The organism is Paenibacillus popilliae ATCC 14706 (assembly GCF_000315235.1).
GTDB classification, from domain to species: domain Bacteria; phylum Bacillota; class Bacilli; order Paenibacillales; family Paenibacillaceae; genus Paenibacillus_B; species Paenibacillus_B popilliae.
In genome coordinates, this window is record NZ_BALG01000021.1 from 22,309 (window position 1) to 40,985 (window position 18,677).

Annotated in this window: 26 protein-coding genes; 23 read left to right on the plus strand and 3 right to left on the minus strand. The window is 50.9% G+C overall.

The annotated features are described in order from the left end of the window. Positions 1–9: 9 nt before the first annotated feature. From rpmD to rpsI, 15 genes are all read left to right on the plus strand, one after another. Positions 10–195: a 50S ribosomal protein L30 gene (gene rpmD, locus PPOP_RS02095; protein ID WP_006284362.1), complete on the plus strand. Its 186-nt coding sequence runs from the start codon at positions 10–12 to the stop codon at positions 193–195. 88 nt (positions 196–283) lie between these two features. Beyond that, positions 284–727, plus strand: a complete 444-nt coding sequence (rplO, locus tag PPOP_RS02100; protein WP_006284363.1) for a 50S ribosomal protein L15 — start codon at positions 284–286, stop codon at positions 725–727. Further along, on the plus strand, positions 727–2,022 hold the full coding sequence (gene secY, locus PPOP_RS02105; protein WP_006284364.1) for a preprotein translocase subunit SecY: 1,296 nt from the start codon (positions 727–729) through the stop codon (positions 2,020–2,022). The genes rplO and secY overlap by 1 nt, the downstream gene beginning before the upstream one ends. 141 nt (positions 2,023–2,163) lie before the next feature. Continuing rightward, entirely contained in the window at positions 2,164–2,808 is a 645-nt protein-coding gene (locus PPOP_RS02110; RefSeq protein WP_006284366.1) for an adenylate kinase, read from the plus strand. A 4-nt stretch (positions 2,809–2,812) separates the two neighbouring features. Next, a complete protein-coding gene (gene map / locus PPOP_RS02115; RefSeq protein ID WP_006284367.1) occupies positions 2,813–3,565 on the plus strand; it encodes a type I methionyl aminopeptidase in 753 nt (250 codons plus the stop codon). A gap of 10 nt (positions 3,566–3,575) precedes the next feature. After that, positions 3,576–3,887 carry a KOW domain-containing RNA-binding protein gene (locus PPOP_RS02120; protein WP_006284369.1) on the plus strand — a complete coding sequence of 104 codons (312 nt, stop codon included), beginning with the start codon at positions 3,576–3,578 and terminating at the stop codon, positions 3,885–3,887. 2 nt (positions 3,888–3,889) lie between these two features. Next, positions 3,890–4,105, plus strand: coding sequence for a translation initiation factor IF-1 (gene infA / locus PPOP_RS02125; RefSeq protein ID WP_006676514.1), 216 nt, complete (start codon positions 3,890–3,892; stop codon positions 4,103–4,105). Between the two features lie 87 nt (positions 4,106–4,192). Beyond that, positions 4,193–4,306 carry a 50S ribosomal protein L36 gene (gene rpmJ / locus PPOP_RS02130; RefSeq protein WP_003333770.1) on the plus strand — a complete coding sequence of 38 codons (114 nt, stop codon included), beginning with the start codon at positions 4,193–4,195 and terminating at the stop codon, positions 4,304–4,306. A 20-nt stretch (positions 4,307–4,326) separates the two neighbouring features. Beyond that, the gene (gene rpsM / locus PPOP_RS02135) at positions 4,327–4,695 is read left to right on the plus strand and encodes a 30S ribosomal protein S13 (RefSeq protein ID WP_006284373.1); all 369 of its coding nucleotides are present in this window, start codon (positions 4,327–4,329) and stop codon (positions 4,693–4,695) included. A gap of 19 nt (positions 4,696–4,714) precedes the next feature. Next, entirely contained in the window at positions 4,715–5,110 is a 396-nt protein-coding gene (rpsK, locus tag PPOP_RS02140; protein ID WP_006284374.1) for a 30S ribosomal protein S11, read from the plus strand. 137 nt (positions 5,111–5,247) lie between these two features. Further along, a complete protein-coding gene (locus PPOP_RS02145) occupies positions 5,248–6,192 on the plus strand; it encodes a DNA-directed RNA polymerase subunit alpha (RefSeq protein WP_006284376.1) in 945 nt (314 codons plus the stop codon). 33 nt (positions 6,193–6,225) lie between these two features. Beyond that, complete coding sequence (rplQ, locus tag PPOP_RS02150) at positions 6,226–6,597, plus strand: 50S ribosomal protein L17 (protein ID WP_006284377.1); 372 nt, start codon at positions 6,226–6,228, stop codon at positions 6,595–6,597. A 154-nt stretch (positions 6,598–6,751) separates the two neighbouring features. Next, entirely contained in the window at positions 6,752–7,573 is an 822-nt protein-coding gene (truA, locus tag PPOP_RS02155; RefSeq protein ID WP_006284378.1) for a tRNA pseudouridine(38-40) synthase TruA, read from the plus strand. A 236-nt stretch (positions 7,574–7,809) separates the two neighbouring features. Further along, positions 7,810–8,247 carry a 50S ribosomal protein L13 gene (rplM, locus tag PPOP_RS02160; RefSeq protein ID WP_006284380.1) on the plus strand — a complete coding sequence of 146 codons (438 nt, stop codon included), beginning with the start codon at positions 7,810–7,812 and terminating at the stop codon, positions 8,245–8,247. Positions 8,248–8,268: 21 nt separating this feature from the next. Then, positions 8,269–8,661 carry a 30S ribosomal protein S9 gene (gene rpsI / locus PPOP_RS02165; protein ID WP_006284382.1) on the plus strand — a complete coding sequence of 131 codons (393 nt, stop codon included), beginning with the start codon at positions 8,269–8,271 and terminating at the stop codon, positions 8,659–8,661. A gap of 774 nt (positions 8,662–9,435) precedes the next feature. On the opposite strand, the gene PPOP_RS02170 is transcribed toward rpsI, so the two are convergent. Further along, the gene (locus tag PPOP_RS02170; RefSeq protein ID WP_006284385.1) at positions 9,436–9,753 is read right to left on the minus strand and encodes a hypothetical protein; all 318 of its coding nucleotides are present in this window, start codon (positions 9,751–9,753) and stop codon (positions 9,436–9,438) included. A 348-nt stretch (positions 9,754–10,101) separates the two neighbouring features. Here PPOP_RS02170 and PPOP_RS02175 point away from each other — a divergent pair, with 348 nt between their 5' ends. The 5 genes from PPOP_RS02175 (at position 10,102) to PPOP_RS02195 (ending at position 14,846) form a co-directional block, all read left to right on the plus strand. After that, a complete protein-coding gene (locus PPOP_RS02175; protein WP_006284386.1) occupies positions 10,102–10,680 on the plus strand; it encodes a cupin domain-containing protein in 579 nt (192 codons plus the stop codon). A 210-nt stretch (positions 10,681–10,890) separates the two neighbouring features. Then, a complete protein-coding gene (locus PPOP_RS02180) occupies positions 10,891–11,583 on the plus strand; it encodes a phosphoadenylyl-sulfate reductase (RefSeq protein WP_006284387.1) in 693 nt (230 codons plus the stop codon). Positions 11,584–11,604: 21 nt separating this feature from the next. Further along, positions 11,605–12,771 (plus strand): sulfate adenylyltransferase, encoded by a 1,167-nt coding sequence (sat, locus tag PPOP_RS02185; RefSeq protein WP_006284389.1) that lies wholly within the window; start codon positions 11,605–11,607, stop codon positions 12,769–12,771. A gap of 115 nt (positions 12,772–12,886) precedes the next feature. Then, complete coding sequence (gene cwlD / locus PPOP_RS02190) at positions 12,887–13,657, plus strand: N-acetylmuramoyl-L-alanine amidase CwlD (protein WP_006284390.1); 771 nt, start codon at positions 12,887–12,889, stop codon at positions 13,655–13,657. A 76-nt stretch (positions 13,658–13,733) separates the two neighbouring features. Beyond that, positions 13,734–14,846: an Mrp/NBP35 family ATP-binding protein gene (locus tag PPOP_RS02195; protein WP_006284391.1), complete on the plus strand. Its 1,113-nt coding sequence runs from the start codon at positions 13,734–13,736 to the stop codon at positions 14,844–14,846. 69 nt (positions 14,847–14,915) lie between these two features. On the opposite strand, the gene gerD is transcribed toward PPOP_RS02195, so the two are convergent. After that, entirely contained in the window at positions 14,916–15,572 is a 657-nt protein-coding gene (gene gerD, locus PPOP_RS02200; RefSeq protein ID WP_006284392.1) for a spore germination lipoprotein GerD, read from the minus strand. A gap of 135 nt (positions 15,573–15,707) precedes the next feature. On the opposite strand from gerD, the gene PPOP_RS02205 reads away from it, so the two are divergent. Beyond that, complete coding sequence (locus PPOP_RS02205) at positions 15,708–16,310, plus strand: KinB-signaling pathway activation protein (protein WP_042227058.1); 603 nt, start codon at positions 15,708–15,710, stop codon at positions 16,308–16,310. Positions 16,311–16,358: 48 nt separating this feature from the next. On the opposite strand, the gene pdaB is transcribed toward PPOP_RS02205, so the two are convergent. Then, positions 16,359–17,162, minus strand: a complete 804-nt coding sequence (pdaB, locus tag PPOP_RS02210; protein WP_006284395.1) for a polysaccharide deacetylase family sporulation protein PdaB — start codon at positions 17,160–17,162, stop codon at positions 16,359–16,361. 98 nt (positions 17,163–17,260) lie between these two features. Between pdaB and PPOP_RS02215 the strand changes: the two genes are divergently transcribed. Continuing rightward, on the plus strand, positions 17,261–17,944 hold the full coding sequence (locus PPOP_RS02215; RefSeq protein WP_093470953.1) for a stage II sporulation protein M: 684 nt from the start codon (positions 17,261–17,263) through the stop codon (positions 17,942–17,944). Positions 17,945–18,147: 203 nt separating this feature from the next. Further along, positions 18,148–18,372 (plus strand): hypothetical protein, encoded by a 225-nt coding sequence (locus PPOP_RS02220; RefSeq protein ID WP_006284398.1) that lies wholly within the window; start codon positions 18,148–18,150, stop codon positions 18,370–18,372. Positions 18,373–18,677 lie beyond the last annotated feature (305 nt).

Below are 18,677 nucleotides of genomic sequence, written 5' to 3' on the forward strand. Positions count from 1 at the left end.
GGGACGACAATGGCGAAGTTGCAAATTACCCTCGTTCGCAGTCTGATCGGTCGCCCAGAAACACATCGTACAACGGTGAGAACATTGGGTCTACGCAAAATCAATCAGACGGTTGTTCATGAAGACAACGCAGCGATCCGCGGAATGGTTGACCAAGTGAAGCACTTGGTTGACGTCAAAGAAGTCGAAGCGTAAGCTTCCTTCATGCATGCTTCAATCGCAACGCACGCAATAACGATAACAAATAGCTGAGTCATAAATAACTAAGGAGGTGTGACGAACGATGATGTTGAATGAACTTTCTCCGGCTCCTGGCTCCCGTAAAGACAGCAAGCGCCGTCTTGGACGCGGTATCGGTACTGGCAACGGGAAAACGGCTGGCCGCGGCCACAAAGGTCAAAACTCTCGTTCCGGTGGTGGTGTTCGTCCAGGCTTCGAAGGCGGACAAAACCCATTGTACCGTCGTTTGCCTAAACGCGGATTCATCAACCCAACTCGTAAAGAGTATGCGGTAGTGAATGTTACGGAATTGAACCGCTTCGAGGCTGGCACTGAAGTTACTCCGGAACTGTTGATGGAACAAGGCATCGTGAAAAACCCAATGAGCGGTATCAAAGTATTGGGCAACGGTGAATTGACTGTCAAGCTGACAGTGAAAGCGAACAAGTTCTCTCAATCTGCGGTGGAGAAGATCGAGGCTGCCGGCGGCAAATCCGAGGTGATTTAATGTTTAAGACCGTATCGAATATATGGCGAGTCGAAGATCTGAGACGTAAAATTCTTTTTACGCTTATGATCTTGATCGTTTATCGCATCGGATCCTTTGTCCCGGTTCCCGGTGTGGATACATCGGTCTTTGCTACAGCGAACCAAGGCACGGAATTGTTCGGCTTGCTGAACACGTTCTCCGGGGGTGCGTTGTTTAAATTCTCCATCTTCGCGCTTGGTATCATGCCGTACATTACGGCATCGATTATCGTGCAGCTGCTTACCATGGACGTCATTCCGAAGTTTGCGGAATGGGCCAAAGAAGGAGAAGTCGGCAAACGCAAGCTGGCCCAAGTTACTCGCTACGGCACTGTGATACTGGGTCTGATCCAAGCATTCGGTACAGCAATTGGATTTAACCGGCTATATGGCATGGAGCTCGTCCCGAATGCCACGTATGCAGACTTCATCCTAATCGCCATCGTATTGACGGCGGGTACAGCGTTCTTGATGTGGCTTGGCGAGCAGATTACGGAGAAGGGAATCGGCAACGGGATTTCCATTATCATCTTCGCGGGTATCGTGGCAGGCATTCCGATGCATATCCGCGATATCGTGCAGGATCAGTTCGTTGAAGGCAGTGCGCTGTTCTTAAACATCATGAAGATGATCATCATTGCGCTGTTCATCGTTCTCATCATCGTCGGGGTTATCTTCATTCAGCAAGGTAACCGCAAAATTCCGGTCCAATACGCGAAGCGTGTGGTCGGCAACAAAATGTACGGCGGACAGAATACGCATATTCCGCTGAAAGTGAATGGCGCAGGGGTAATACCGGTCATTTTCGCGGTATCGCTGGTGATGTTCCCGGTGACAATAGCACAGTTCTGGGCCGACAAGCCGTGGGCTCAATGGATTATCAACCATATGTCTGTCGACAAGTCATTAGGCATGGTGTTGTATGTGCTGTTAATTATCGGCTTCACGTTCTTCTATACGTTCGTACAGCTAAACCCGCAACAAATGGCAGATCAAATGAAGAAGAACGGTGGTTATATCCCGGGCATCCGTCCAGGGAAAGCGACAGCCACATATTTGACGCGGGTCATGACTCGCATCACGTTGGCAGGCGCCCTCTTCCTGGCGTTGGTATCCATTATACCGGTGTTCTTCGGATCACTCGCCGGATTGCCTCGTTCCGTTCAAATCGGCGGAACTTCGCTTCTCATCGTCGTTGGCGTTGCGCTTGACACGATGAAGCAAATTGAAAGCCAATTGATTAAACGCCATTACAAAGGTTTCATCAATAAATAGGCAATAGGTTCTGATGAGGTTTTGTGCTCATCGGCACCTATTGTGCTGTTTCTTGTATAGCAGAGGCTTAACGAATGGCATCGAAGCACCCCACTTCCGGCGAAGTTAAGCCTGTGCTTGCATAAAGGGGAGTGACATTCGATGAACATTCTATTCATGGGGCCTCCTGGGGCAGGGAAAGGGACGCAGGCCGAACGCATTGTTGCCGAGTTCGGCATCCCCCATATTTCTACGGGTGATGCGTTCCGCAAAGCAATGAACGAAGGCACCCCTATTGGGTTGAAAGCCAAGCAGTATATTGATCAAGGTCTGCTCGTTCCCGATGACGTGACCGTGGGTATCGTTCGCGAACGGATCGCGAAGCCGGATTGCGAAGCCGGCTTCCTTCTGGACGGCTTCCCGCGCACGTTGGCGCAAGCCGAGGCGCTGGACGGCATCCTGACGGAGCTGGGCCGGAAGCTGGACCACGTCATGAATCTGAGCGTTGACCGTGATTTATTGCTGGCTCGTCTTACGGGACGACGTATCTGCAAGTCTTGCGGCGCGACGTACCACGTCATTTTTAACCCACCTGCACAAGCAGGCGTTTGCGATAAGTGCCAAGGCGAGCTGTACCAGCGGTCCGATGATACCGAGGAGAAGGTCGGCACGCGCCTTGACGAGTATATCAACAAAACGGCTCCTTTACTCGAATACTATGGGGACAAGGGCTTGTTGCGTCAGGTTGATGGGGAGAAGGAAATCGATACGGTGACGTCTGAAATCGTATCTTTACTGCGAGGTTAAAAAGATGATCATCTGTAAGTCCGAAGTAGAATTAGGCTTCATGAGAGAAGCTGGGCGAATTGTAGCGGAAACGCATCGTCTTCTGGCCCAATCCATTAAGCCAGGGATTACGACTCGTGAACTCGATTCTATTGCAGAGACGTTCATTCGCAGCCAAGGGGCGACACCTTCGTTCAAAGGTTATAACGGATTTCCCGGCAGCATCTGCGTATCAGTCAACGAAGAACTGGTGCACGGCATTCCCGGCACACGCAAGTTAAACGAAGGCGACATCATCAGCATAGATATCGGTGCGGAATACCGTGGATATCATGGGGACTCGGCTTGGACCTATGGCGTCGGCACGATCTCAGACACAGCCCGGCGGCTGCTCGAGGTAACGGAGCAATCGCTCTATGCAGGTCTCGCCCTGGTCAAGCCGGATATGCGTCTTTATACGATATCCCATGCGATCCAGCGCGTAATCGAAGATGCAGGTTTATCGGTCGTGCGAGAATACGTTGGGCACGGGATTGGAACGGCTCTTCACGAAGAACCGCAAATCCCGAATTACGGGATTCCGGATCGCGGCCCGCGTCTCAAACCGGGCATGACGCTTGCGATAGAGCCGATGGTCATTGTTGGTGAGCGGTATGTCAAGACGCTCGCAGACAACTGGACGGTCGTGACGGTGGACGGAACGCTGTGCGCTCACTTCGAGCATACGGTAGCCGTAACACCGGAAGGTTGCGATATTTTGACGAAGCTGGTTAAGTAGGTGATGGAAGATGAGTGAACAATTAACCCCTCGTCTCGGCCAATTCGTCAAGGTGCTTCAAGGTCGTGATGCGGGCAAGCTCGCAGTCATCATCGGCATTGAAGAATCGCGCTACGTCAATATAGCGGATGGGGACAAACGGAAGTTTGACCAGCCTAAGCGGAAAAACTTGCTTCATCTTGAGGTGTCACCCGAGATTAGCCATGAGGTTGTCCGAAGTTTACAGGAGAGCGGCCGGGTTACGAACAGTAAGCTCCGGTACGTCCTGATGAAATTTGCGGAAGAGTCAGCCGCTGCAGATGTTGAACAGAAAGGAGAATGACGTTGGCCAAGGAAGATGTAATTGAGGTGGAGGGCACGGTCATTGAGCCGTTGCCGAATGCAACGTTTCGAGTTGAGTTGGAGAACGGTCATCAAATTTTAGCCCATGTTTCCGGCAAGCTGCGGATGCACTTCATCCGTATTCTGACGGGGGACAAAGTGGTCGTGCAACTTTCGCCATACGATTTGAGTAAAGGTCGCATCACATATCGGAAGTAGCGCCCGGCCATCGCGGCGGAGCACTTGCAGGCCGTCAGACGCGGGCTGGAGATACGGGTGCAACTTGATAACTAGGAGGTATTCAGCATGAAGGTAAGACCTTCTGTTAAGCCGATTTGCGAGAAATGCAAAGTCATTCGACGCAAAGGCAACGTTATGGTAATCTGTGAAAATCCGAAGCACAAACAAAAACAAGGATAAAAGAAGGGGGTGTAGCGTTAATGGCTCGTATAGCTGGTGTGGACTTGCCACGTGATAAACGCGTTGAGATCGCCTTAACATACATTTTTGGAATCGGAAAATCGACTTCTCAGAAAGTCATTGCGCAAGCAGGTGTGAACCCGGATACTCGCGTTCGCGATTTGACAGAAGACGAAGTGAACAAAATCCGTGAGGCGATTGATAAACATGTGAAAGTAGAAGGTGACCTCCGCCGCGAGATCTCTTTGAACATCAAACGTTTGGTCGAAATCGGATGCTATCGCGGAATCCGCCACCGTCGCGGATTGCCTGTTCGTGGGCAACGTACGAAGACAAATGCTCGTACGCGTAAAGGCCCTCGTCGTACTGTAGCGAACAAGAAGAAGTAATAAGGGGGGATAACTAGCAATGGCTAAAGCGAAAAAAGTCGTACGCACAAAACGTCGTGACCGTAAAAATATCGAGAGTGGTGTGGCTCACATTCGTTCCACGTTCAACAACACGATCGTGACGATTACTGACCCGCACGGCAACGCAATCTCTTGGGCAAGCTCCGGTGGATCGGGCTACAAAGGTTCCCGTAAATCGACTCCGTTCGCTGCCCAAATGGCTGCGGATTCCGCTGCCAAAACGGCAATGGAACATGGTATGAAGTCGGTTGAGGTAATGGTTAAGGGCCCTGGCGCAGGTCGTGAAGCTGCCATCCGCTCTCTGCAAGCTGCAGGATTGGAAGTCAGCATGATCAAAGACGTTACGCCAATCCCGCATAACGGCTGCCGCCCGCCGAAACGTCGTCGCGTATAATGATGGCACACCGATGCGTGTAGTATTAAGCTAGCGCCTGTTGGGAATAATGGATGTTTAGGCATACTGCATGAATCGACCGACCGTAGGTGTTTGACGTTGATAAACGCCAGCGACGTTTGAAGGAGGGTTATACAGTGATTGAGATCGAAAAGCCGAAAATTGAGACCGTGGACGTCAATGAGGAAGGCACATACGGCAAATTTATCGTAGAACCGCTGGAGCGAGGGTACGGAACGACGCTAGGCAACTCCTTGCGTCGTATTCTACTCTCCTCCTTGCCCGGTGCTGCGGTGACGTCCGTTCAAATCGACGGTGTCCTGCATGAGTTTTCGACGATTCCAGGCGTCTATGAAGACGTAACGGAAATCATTTTGAACTTGAAGGCCCTGTCGCTCAAAATCCACTCCGATGAAGAGAAAGTTCTCGAGATCGATGCGGATGGCGAAGGGATTGTAACGGCTGGCGATATTCGAGCGGACAGTGATGTGGAAATTTTGAACCCGGATCTCCGCATTGCAACTTTAGCGCAAGGTTCCAGACTCCATATGCGAATCTTCGCAAATCGTGGTCGTGGCTATGTGCAGGCTGACGGCAACAAACGGGAAGACCAACCGATTGGTGTTATCCCGGTTGACTCGATTTACACGCCGATCTCCCGCGTGAACTACAACGTGGAGAATACGCGTGTCGGCCAAGTGACGAACTACGACAAGTTAACCCTTGAAGTGTGGACGGATGGAAGCATTCGACCGGAAGAAGCGGTGAGCCTCGGTGCGAAGGTTTTGACGGAGCACTTGATGCTGTTCGTCGGATTGACGGATGAAGCAAAAGACGCGGAAATTATGGTTGAAAAAGAAGAAGACAAAAAAGAGAAAGTGCTTGAGATGACAATCGAAGAGCTCGATCTCTCCGTTCGTTCCTACAACTGCTTGAAGCGTGCAGGCATCAATACGGTTCAAGAGCTGATTACGAAGACCGAAGAAGATATGATGAAGGTCCGGAACCTGGGCCGCAAATCTTTGGAGGAAGTTCAAGAGAAGCTCGAAGAACTCGGATTGGGCCTTCGTATGGAAGACTAACAGGAGCTTGGCTTAGAAGGAGGGGAAATAGCAATGGCATACCGAAAGTTGGGTCGTGATTCCAGTGCCCGTAAAGCATTGTTCCGCGACTTGGTAACTGATTTATTCTTGTATGAGCGTATTCAGACGACGGAAGCGAAAGCCAAAGAAGTTCGCTCTATCGCGGAAAAGCTCATTACGCTGGCGAAACGTGGGGATAAGGATCTGCATGCTCGCCGTCAGGTGGCTGCATTCGTTCGCCGTGAGACGCTGAATGGAGAACAGGATGCAATCCAGAAGTTGTTCTCGGATATTGCTCCACGCTACACAGAACGTCAAGGCGGATATACCCGCATTATGAAATTGGGACCGCGCCGCGGCGATTCTGCGCCTATGGTGTACTTGGAACTGGTTGACCGCGTGTAAGTTCGCGGTCCTGTGAAGCGATACGATAACGACGCAGTAGCGGCGTGAAAGAAGGCTCCCATGAGGAGCTTTTCTTTTTAATCGCCTCGGGAATGCGGTCGTTCGCGAACCGGGCAGCCGCTGCCATGCATGCGGTTCACGACGGAGGTGCTATATGCGTAACATTGGAATGCTGGTAAGCTATGACGGCACGGCATACAGCGGTTACCAGACGCAGCCGGGTCGGGATACGATACAAGGACGCATCGAAGAAGCGATCCACATGTTAACAAAGGAGCATGCGACCGTTACGGCTTCCGGGCGTACGGATGCAGGTGTGCATGCCCTTGGGCAAGTGGTGAACTTCGCGACCGAGTCATCGATACCCATCGAACGTTGGTGTGCCGCGATGAACTCTCGTCTGCCCGATGACATTGTCATTTGGGATGCATGGGAAGCTCCCAAATCGTTCCATGCCAGGTTCTCAGCAAAGCGCAAGACGTATCGTTATTCAATCCTGGCGGAACGGACACGGGATGTTTTCCGGCGCAATGTGGAATTCCATCATCCAGCACCGCTTGATATTGAGGCGATGCGGCAGGCGCTTCAGCACTTTGTCGGAGAGCATGACTTTACGTCAGTCGCATCGCCCAAATCACCGAAACTGACCAATATGCGCACGATTTACGAGGCGCGATTAGAGCATGAATTGAACGTCAACCATGAGCCTGGCCGGGGCCGGATTCATGTACTCGTGACGGGGAACGGCTTTTTGTACAACATGGTACGTATCATTGCGGGCACCTTGATTTGGGTGGGCGAGGGGAAGTTCTCTCCGGATGATATTGTGCCCATTCTCACAGCGAAAAACCGGGAGTCCGCAGGACCGACGGCAGTGCCCCACGGTCTGACGCTGTGGCGTGTTGAATATGACGGAGACGACCGGATGGATCAGGTTGTCCCGGTTCTTACTGAAGAAAAAAAAGACCTTGCATAATAGAAGCGAATACGGTAAAATAACATCTGTGTTTCTTTAGGCTTTCCCACAGCCCCGCAAAGAAATCACGCTGCCTATGGGCAGTTATTTACAGATTTTGTGACAGATCAAGAAAACGAACGTACTGAACGAATATACACACGAACTATCGTAACGATGGGTATCAATAATGATTGTGATATGCGACGCAGTGTGCCATTCACACTGTATCGAAGGTCATCAGAGGAGGATGTTTCATGCGTACCACATATATGGCGAAGCCAGATGAAGTTGAGCGCAAATGGTTCGTTATTGACGCAACTGGCAAGACACTTGGTCGCCTTGCTTCTGAGGCAGCGGCTCTTATCCGCGGTAAGCACAAGCCGACATTTACACCACATGTTGACGGTGGCGATTTCGTTGTTGTTATCAACGCAGAGAAAATCGTCTTGACCGGCAAGAAGCTGCAAGACAAGAAATACTATCGTCACTCCCTCTATCCAGGCGGTCTGAAAGTGACAAGCGCACAGGAAATGCTGAACAAGAAGCCTGAGCGTATGATTGAACTTGCGGTTCAAGGCATGCTGCCAAAAACGCGCATGGGCAACAAAATGAAGCTTCGCATCAAAGCATATGCCGGCGCAGAACACCCGCATCAAGCACAACAACCTGAAGTTTACGAACTTCGCGGATAATAGAAAGGGGAGGACAGTTTCATGGCACAAGTACAATACTATGGGACAGGTCGTCGCAAGCACTCGGTAGCACGTGTTCGTCTCGTACCGGGCGAAGGCCGCATCGTGATTAATAAACGTGACATTAACGAATACTTCGGTTTGGAAACGCTGAAGCTGATTGTAAAGCAGCCGCTGAACCTTACGGAGACTCTTGGCAAATACGATGTAATCGTATTGGCTCACGGAGGCGGAATTTCCGGACAAGCAGGAGCTATCCGTCACGGCATTTCCCGTGCGCTGCTGAAAGCAGATCCGGAACTGCGTTCTTCGTTGAAGAAAGCTGGTTTCCTGACTCGCGATCCGCGTATGAAAGAGCGGAAAAAATACGGCCTCAAAGCGGCTCGCCGCGCGCCTCAGTTCTCGAAGCGTTAAGAAGCCTGTTATATCAACGATTAACGCCCTTGGCCCTTGCGGGTCAGGGGCGTTAATTTTATCAGACAAGCTGCCGTGACCATCGTCATTTTGCTATTAAAGTGTCCTAGCCGAGTAAAGATGCATGGGTATGGCGAAGGCCGTGTCCTGTTATTGGGGGACCTAGCTCTAAAAGCTGCAACTCCTTAGCGATCTGCGTAATGCTCATGCCTTTTTCCCCCTTTTCTTTCATCTTGAAATACTCCCCGTTCTTAACCAATCTCGACCCTCTCCCTCCGGAGAGTATGTTGACTGTAGGCGGGGTGTGTAAGTTAAAAGGCAACCCAAAGCGGTTGCCTTTTAATCGTAGTTTTTTCGAGGTAAACTCTTATTAGATGGGGTTTCCTTCTGCCATGCAATCTACGTACTCTGTTGTTTTGTTGGTTGCAGCTACTGCTCGGCAATTATGGCCTTTTTTTAGAAAGTGGTGATAAAATGAAAAAAATATAATTCATGATGAAAAATGCGAAGACGCATCCTACAAATATTATTTTTTTGTATGCCTCTCCTATCTGACATTTAGAAAATTTCCCAGTATTGAAAAACGGCGCGAACAATTTAAACAAATTTTACAAAATTCAAAGCATCTTAAATAACAATAAATCATTATGGTGTGAATTGGCAGTAAATAGTACCGTAGCTACCGAGAAGGGTCGGGGCACCATTTAGAAATCAAAATGCGGTCGGGAATAAGGGTGGCCCAGGCGGGCCTGTAGGAAATGAGCGGCGTTTAAATTATGAGCTTGGATAAACAGGGCCTTCGTAAGTTACGCCCCACCACTTTCCATCTCCGTTTACATACGAAATGACAACTGTAATGTTGAGGTTGCCGGCATACTCGCCATCATTGTAGTAATAAACGGGGGGGATGGACGATCTTGTTGGATAGTATTTCTTGTTATATTCCCATAATACCTGTTCGGTACGCTTGGTTGTATTATCTTTTTCTACAGCGTCCTGCGTTACAGGGAATAGGGCTGCCCCGGCGGTAGGGGCAAGCATGCTGACCAACAAAACACCCGCTAACACAACAATCCAAAATTTGTAGTGCATAAGCTCACCTCCCAGTTAGTAATTAAAATATTGCTACAATAATATTTGTATGAATTGAATTGATAATAATGCCAAAGTATGCCTCATCGCCATTTCTTCGGACGAATCGCTGCGCGAGCGATATTACGCATCTTTGCAGGCTGCGACTTTGACTTTTGGCGGCAATGTAGCCGATTATAAAGCCAAAACGGAGGAGATACCAGGTGTGGCGGTCGGATAGTATCAAATGCATTTTATTCCGGCGTCATTAAAACTCGACCACTTGGCCATATTCGTATCTGCCCGTCACCAACCTTCCTTCCAGGCATACAGTGTATAGACATTTACCCAAGAAGGAGGAAGGCATTGATGAACGATACCGTGCTGCAAGCAGCGGACTTGGCGTTGGCTGCCGATTCCGATCAGTTGTTCACTTATAAGCGCGATCCGTACAATTACATTACGCAATTGTTCGGTGAACAATTGCCCGCGATAAAGAATGGTTTTTTTAATGTTCATCTGACTAGAGGCATAATTATACAGCCGCATTGGCATACGAATGTTACCGAAATGGTGTTTGTTATTCGTGGTGAGGTCATTACTGCGGTGTTTAACCCGTTTGCGCGAAAGCTGATGGTCTATCATCTGAGGCCCGCTCAAGTTTCGATCTTCCCACAAGGCTGGTTTCATTGGATTATTGCCGAATCCAACCAAGCCCATATCCTTACGATTTTTGACCATCCGACTCCGGATATTGTGTATGGGTCGGATTTTCTCCGGGCCGTGCCCAAAGAAGTGATGAAGCGCGCCTATTGCGTGAACAAAGAGGATTATGCAAAAGCGGTGGCTCCGATAACGGAATCGCTGATTCTCGGTCCTCCCCCCGGGTGTATGGAGCCATCGTATGATCCGATGGGCATGCAATATGCCGGGCATCCCTTTTATTGAACCCTCCCTTGCGCCACCTGAAGTCCATATTTCGGAAATGAGACTACGTAGTTGTTCTCAATTAGGGTCTGGCAATCGTGAACGGGCTTGAACAGCAAGCCCGATTTTGTTGTCCGTGAACATTCACCTGGGGCATTGTCCCGGTATATGCTGTAATATCGAGACGTTGCACATCTATGCGGAAAAAATTTACGAGTGGAGGATCGACACATGAATCTGTTGGAAAAGGAAGCGCTGGCTCGGAAGAAGGCAGAGGAATTCGAGCTTGCGGCTCCGGAAGAACTGATTGCCTGGGCGGTGGAGACATTTCCGAAATTGACCTTCGCATGCAGCTTCGGCGCGGAAGACGTTGTCCTGGTTGATATGCTCCAGTGCATCAGCCCGTCAACTGATTTATTCTATTTGGATACCCATTTTCACTTCCGGGAGACCTATGATACGCGCGATCGGCTAAGCGAGCGCTACAATCTGGAGTTCGTCCGCGTCGCCCCCGTACTCTCGCCCGAAGAACAGGCAAAGCTGCATGGGGAGGCACTGTGGGAACGAGAGCCGAATCTATGCTGTAATATACGGAAGGTCGAGCCGCTCACTGGCATTCTCAGGCAATACGATGCATGGATTACCGGAATTCGCCGCGATCAGGCGCCAACCCGGGCTAACGCCAAGAAGGTCGAGTATGATACGAAGTTCGGCCTCATGAAGTTCAATCCGCTTGCCGCATGGACCTCCGAAGACGTATGGAACTACATTCGATCGCATGACGTTATTTATAATCCGCTGCATGATTTGAACTATCCCAGCATCGGCTGCACCCACTGCACGCGTCAGGTACGGCTTGGAGAAAATCCGCGCGCCGGGCGCTGGTCCGGAACCGGCAAGGTGGAGTGCGGGCTTCATCAGTAACCAGAGAAGGGAGAACGATTTATGACTACAATCTTACCGCATGGCGGACAACTCATCTCCAGGCTCGTCCCGGAAGCGGAGGTGAACCGGTTTGAGCACGACGCGAAGGGACTGCCGGCCATTCGAATCAATCGACGAACGTTGTCCGACGCCGATCTCGTTGCCATAGGGGCATTTTCTCCCTTACAGGGCTTCATGAAAGAAGAAGATTACCGCCATGTGGTGGAACGGATGCGGCTTGTGGACGGAACCGTATGGAGCCTTCCGATAACGCTTCGGGTCCATGCGGACACCGCAAGCGTCTTGCGCATCGGCGAAGAAGCGGCCCTCATCGGCGAAGAGGATGGCGTATTATATGGAACGGTCGTGGTGCAGAGCATCTTCGAGATCGATCTGTACCATGAGGCGGAGCAGGTGTTCCGCACGACCGATACCGCTCATCCGGGAGTCCAGAAGTTGCTGGAGTGCCCGACGTTCTGTGTCGGCGGAAGTATTCGCTTGCTGCGCAGGCTGAAGCCGGAACGCTTCGGCGAGTATTACTTCGATCCGGCCGAGACCAGACAGATCTTCCGGGAGCGTAGCTGGCGGACCGTCGTCGGCTTTCAGACCCGCAATCCGGTTCATCGGGCTCACGAGTATATCCAGAAGAGCGCGATGGAGATGGTGGATGCGTTGTTCCTCAATCCGCTCGTCGGTGAGACGAAGTCCGACGATGTGCCTGCGGATGTGCGCATGTGTAGTTATGTCAGTCTGCTGGAGTACTATTATCCGAGAGACCGGGTCTTTCTCGGCGTATTCCCGGCCGCGATGCGATATGCGGGTCCGAGAGAGGCGATTTTTCACGCCATTGTTCGCAAAAATTACGGCTGCACCCACTTCATCGTCGGCCGCGATCATGCCGGTGTAGGCGATTATTACGGCACTTATGACGCTCAGCACATTTTTCGCGAATTCCAACCGGAAGAGCTTGGCATCATGCCGCTCTTCTTCGAGCACAGCTTCTATTGCGCCGCTTGCGGCAATATGGCGTCCAGCAAGACATGCCCGCATCCGAAGGAGCGGCATGTCGCCTTGTCCGGGACGAAGGTGCGCGAGATGCTGCGGAACGGCATTTGCCCGCCGCCTGAATTTTCACGGCCGGAAGTGGCGCGGATTCTAGTCGAAGGCATGTCAGATACCGCCAACTGAAGACATAGGCCGCTCCTCCATCTTGCAATGATGAGACTTACATCGATGTATATTTGTCCACCTTGTCCCATATAGATGATTAGTGTCTGTATGGGAACGGAGGTGGACTTTTTGTATGATCAAATGGCCTGAGAAGCGAAGCAAGAAAACGTCAATTCTGTGGATACCGCTGCATAGCGTGCGTAAATGGATCGTCAGCCTCTGCCTTGTGCTGGCTATCATCGCCATCATGACCGCCGAGATGCCGGCCACGAGGACATGGACCTATTGGACGATACCGTTATCCGGCAAGGTCGTCGTCATTGATGCGGGCCATGGAGGACCGGATGGCGGCGCGGTCAGCAAGCAAGGGGTGATTGAGAAAGATATCAATCTCTCTATCGCTTTATATTTGCGCGATTATTTGCAGCAGGCGGGAGCGATCGTCTTCATGACCCGGGAAGGGGACTACGATCTGGCCGCCCCGGATACAAAAGGGTATGCGAGGCGCAAGGCGGAGGACTTGAAGCGGCGCGTCAGCTTCGTTCAGGAAAAGAAATCGGACATTCTGATTAGTCTGCATATGAACAGCATTCCGTCAGGCAAATGGAGCGGCGCCCAATCGTTCTATACGAAGCGGCACCCGGAGAGCGAGCGTCTGGCTAAATCGATTCAGTCCGAGATCCGGCGCAATCTCGAAAATACGGATCGGGTGTCCAAGCTGGTGGAGCGGCGCTTATATCTGATGGATCGTGTCGAGATTCCGTCGGCACTCGTGGAGGTGGGATTCCTCTCGAATCGGGAAGAATCCCGCCAACTGGCCGACGAACAGTATCAGCGCAAGGTGGCGGCCTCGGTATACAAAGGAATACTCCGCTTTATGGCAAAGGAAAACATTGGTAAATAGAGTTCCTATGATATAATAGACTACGTAACGAAGCAGCATGTCCGTCTGCTGACCTTGATAGAGACGAGGTGCCATCATGATCACGAAAGAAGATATTTTGCAAGCGTTGCATGGATTAACGGAGCCCGTGACAGGCCAGGATTTGACTGATATTCAATGGATTCGCGATCTGATGATCAAGCCAGGAGGAGTGAAGCTGACCGCGCTGATCGCTCCTCAGGCCGCCGATGTGGAAGCGCGTGAGCGGCTGACCCGCGAGATTCGGACCCGCTTGTCGCTGCTCGGTCTGGACGATGTCGATGTCCATATCCGCATCCGGCTGGCGATAGCGGCGGAGCTACAAGCTATCGGCCTGCAACCAGATGAAGATGCGCCGAGACGAGGTACAGAGTCGGCAGGACATGGAGCCGGGATAGAGCAGCACCCATTGTTGAATCCGGCATCAGGCGTGGAATTCATCGCCATCGCCAGCGGCAAGGGCGGTGTTGGCAAATCGACCGTCACCGTCAATCTGGCGGCGGCCCTATCCCGGCTGGGCAAGCGGGTCGGACTCATCGATGCCGACATCTACGGCTTCAGCGTCCCCGACATGATGGGGATTGAAGACCGCCCGATCGTGCAGGGCAACATGGTAATCCCGATTGAACGGTTCGGCGTCAAAGTGATGTCGATGGGCTTTTTCGTGGAAGACAACAGTCCGGTCGTATGGCGCGGCCCGATGCTGGGCAGAATGCTCAGCAATTTCTTCCAGGAAGTGGAGTGGGGCGAGCTCAATATCGTGCTGCTTGATCTCCCTCCGGGAACAGGAGATATCGCGCTGGACATTCACCAGATGATTCCTCACAGCAAGGAAATTATCGTCACGACGCCTCATTCGACGGCTGCCTTCGTCGCAGCCCGGGCCGGTTCGATGGCGCTCCATACGAAGCATGACATCCTTGGCGTCGTTGAAAATATGGCCTATATCGAGTGCGGGCAATGTGGAGACAAGCAGTACGTGTTCGGTCGCGGAGGCGGCGGCAAGCTGGCGGAAGCGCTTCATGTTGATCTGATCGCCCAGATTCCGCTCGGTTCGCCGGATAATCACCCGGCAGAGCCGGACTTCTCGCCTTCGGTATACAAGGCGGATTCGGCTATCGGCAAGCTGTATACCGAGTTGGCCGAAGAAGTCGTTCGGCGTTTGTCCTGAACGGGAACATAGCTATATACAAAAGGACTCCCGTGCGGAGTCCTTTTGTATATACCGGGGAGGGAAGACCTATGAACTGGAGCTGCCGCCGGACTCGCCGCCGCCCTCTTCTTTTCCGCCTTCGCCTTCCTTCTTTTTTTTCTTTTCTTCCGGCTGAAGCTCTTCCTTGACGACTTTGCTCAATAAATCCATGACTTCGAGCTTGAACAATGGGCTGCCCATGGCATCTTTAACAAGCGTCATCAAGTTTTTGCGGTATTCCGGGGTCTTCATTAGTTCGAGATAGGCTTTGGACATATCGGGCGACTTTAACATATCGCCGAACGCCTTCTGATATGTCGGATCTTTGATTAGCTGTTGATGGAGCTCTTTATTTTCTTTATTGATGGCTTTGGAGAATTCTCCAGCGAACTTCGGGTCCTTCATAACCTCTTCGATGACCTTCTCATATTCAGGCGATACGAGCGTATCTTTGACTGCCGTACGAATCTGCTCCTGCTGCTGGATCGTCAACGTCTTCATCTGCATGCCAGCACCAGCTCCTCCGGACGACGCCGATTGCACCGCTTTTTGGCCTTCTTCGCTCTTGAGAATATCGATAACCATGCTTTTTAGTTCTTTATAATCCATGCTGCTCTGGGCAGTGGGGTGTTCACTTCCGCAACCGGTGACGAGCAGCATTATAATGGTGCCAACCATCGTTAGACGGATGAATGATGTCTTCATGGCACGGCACTCCTTTCTGTCCCATTCATGCCTTCACGCGTAGTATGGCAGGGCGGATTGTGAATTATGTTTAACAGTTATAGTTTTTTGATGGGATTTCTGGTAAAATAATGAACATTGCGGAGGTGCAGCGCCTTGACGTTGAAAAAATGGTTTTACTTATTTTGGACCACGCTCCTTATTGGAGGCGGAATCACGTTAGTGATGGGTCTGTCCCTGCAATTCATTCAGGGAGAGTTCCAAAATTTCAATGGCCTGATGGACGGGGTATTGAATGTAGTGCAGTTGATTTTGAGCGGTTTTACTATAAGCGTATACTCGCAGATGGGCTTTTTCGCGTATCTTACGTTGAATTTCATTGCCATCGGATTGTTCAAAAAAACTTGGACGTACATACAGGTGGTGCTCACCGTCATTGCTCTGCTGGATCTGATGTTCCTGCGCATGCTGCTTGCGGATAATAGATCACAGCGGGGTGGAGACGCAATGAACGATATTTTGCTTGGACTGGCCATGCTCGCAGTCGCCCTGATCGTCGGTCATTTTAAAGTCAAGGCAAGCAACAGGACCGCATTCATTCCTACCTTATTCTTCATGATCGCCATTACGACAGTCGAGACGCTGTCCGTCTTGAATATTAGCCGGATTGCGGCCTGGTACGTCTACTTGCCGCTCACGGCATGCAACGCCTATCAGGTGCTCATGCTGAACCGAATACTAGGAATACCAAAAAGCTGACGGGATTTCGCCAGCTTTTTTTCATGCGGCAAGGCAAAGGTGCATATGCTACATTCCAACAGCCTTATGCAGGTGCTCGCTCATCGTCGTCTTGTCCTCAATCGGGTTGCTCTTCATGTCGGTCTGCTGAATCAGCTCCGATACGGTGACGAATTCATATTTTTTGGCCCGCAGACTGTCGATGATGGTGGGGAGAGCGAGATGGGTCTGCTTGCATGAATCGCTGGCATGGAGCAAGACGATATCTCCGGGGTAGGCTTTGCCGACGACGCGTTTGACGATTGTATCCACGCCTGGGTTTTTCCAATCCAGTGAATCGGTATCCCATTGAATGACTTTGTAGTTCAGGTTGTCCGCGATCCGGAGTACCCGCTTGTCGAAATCGCCGTTCGGCATCCGGATTAGCTTGGCATCTTGACCAGTAACCTCCTTGAGAAGTTGATGGGCGGTCGTGATTTGCTTACGAATCTCCTCATCGCTCAGGCTGCTGTAGTTGACATGCTTATGGCCGTGACTTCCGATTTCATAACCGGCGCTCACCATTTTTTTTACAATATCGGGATGCGTCTTGCTCCATGGGGATGACAGGAAGAACGTCGCTTTGTTTACGCCCTTTTCCTTCAGTATGTCAAGGATCGGCTTGGCCCGTTTGTCACCCCAGCTAATATCGAAGGTTAGAGCAATGACTTTTTTGTCGGTCGGAACACTGTAAATCGCGGAAGGGTTGGATTCAGAGAAGACGGTAATGTTGTCGCTTTCGACATATACCACACCGGCGGCCAGCAGTGCGGCAGCAATAAGGAAAAAGACGCGTTTGATTTTTTTACCGCTGAATACGTAAAAAGAACTCATGCAAGTGCGCTCCTCTCGTTACGATGAATAGGATACGGATCATTAGCTGCAAGCTTGTCACGCTTGTTTAGTACACTGTATGCTTAGAGTATTAAAATATGACAGTTCTTGCCGGGCGGCCACCCGAATTTGATCGGCTGCAGCCGTTCGGCGCAGAGCGGGAAAGGGTAGAACTTATGTTGTCATTACGTTCATGGTGGAAGACATTGGCCGAATTGCGCTGGTACTTGCTTGCGTCCGTGTTGCTGTTCGCTGTTGGCTATGTGCTCGGGAACCGGCTTGATGTTCTGCAGACGTTCGTAACCGATCAGTTGGCCGGCCTCGGACAGGTGAAGGAACAGCTGATGAAGTCAGACAATCAGGAGCTGTCGTTCTTCGTATTCATCTTTTACAACAATGCGATTAAAGCGGTCATCATCATGTTTGCCGGGTTTCTGTTCGGGTTGCTTCCTGCTTTCTTCCTTGTGGTCAACGGGATGGTTATTGGTTTTCTCCTGCGCATGATGGATCTGATGGGGCAAAATATCACGGAGATCGTGCTCAAAGGATTGCTTCCGCACGGTATATTGGAAATCCCGGCCATCCTTATCGCTGCGGCTTACGGATTGAAGTTCGGCGTACTCGTGATGCAGAAGCTGTTCGGGTCAAGGCTTTACCGGTCAAACATCTCTCTCATAGCATGGGCCAAGCGGACCGGAGCGGGAGCGGTATGGGTAACAGTTGTCTTGTTGATCGCGGCGCTTATCGAGAGCACCGTTACCTTCAGGTTAATGACTCCGTAGCATCAGTATGATGGGAAGAGAAGGGGACATGTTTCTGTAGCGGGGGTTCGGCATCGACTTGTGATAAAACCTCACAAATTTGAGCATAACAGTAAAGCGGATCCTTTGGCTTTCCGGGAATGATATGCCATTGGAGGAATGGAGCGCCGCTAAAACTGCTTCAGGATAAGCGTTGAACTGTCGGTGAGGGAGGTTTTATTGCGATGTTGGGTTTCCTGTTTAATGATAATGAATGCAGAGAGTTAGGATATATGCTTCGCAAGGAATTGGATGAGATGCTGTTCGATTTGAGCGATAACCGCTTGGATTCGGATGTACGCCAGGCGATTTCCCGTCGGTACCGCATCGTGTTCCGCATGTATGCACGCATTGCGTCGCCGAAGGACTTATCGAAATATGCGCGTAATCACCGGATTGTTCCGATGTGACCGTGATGCCGGCCTGAGCAGCGGAGGCTTGGCCAATAGAAAGAGAAGCATCTGGCCACATCGGACAAAAAACCGGGGAAAGTGTTGACTGAACAGCGGAAATATGATAAATTATTTTTCGTTCCCTTGTCGTTTTATGTGTGTTATCGCATGATTAGATGAGGTGATCAATCGATTTTTTTTGAAAAGGTATTGCGTTCGGTTTAAGAGTATGATATATTATAAAAGTCGCCGCTGAACGCGGTGAAGAAAAGAAAGCAGCTTACTGACGAAGTTGGTTGCTGGATTGTTCTTTGAAAACTGAA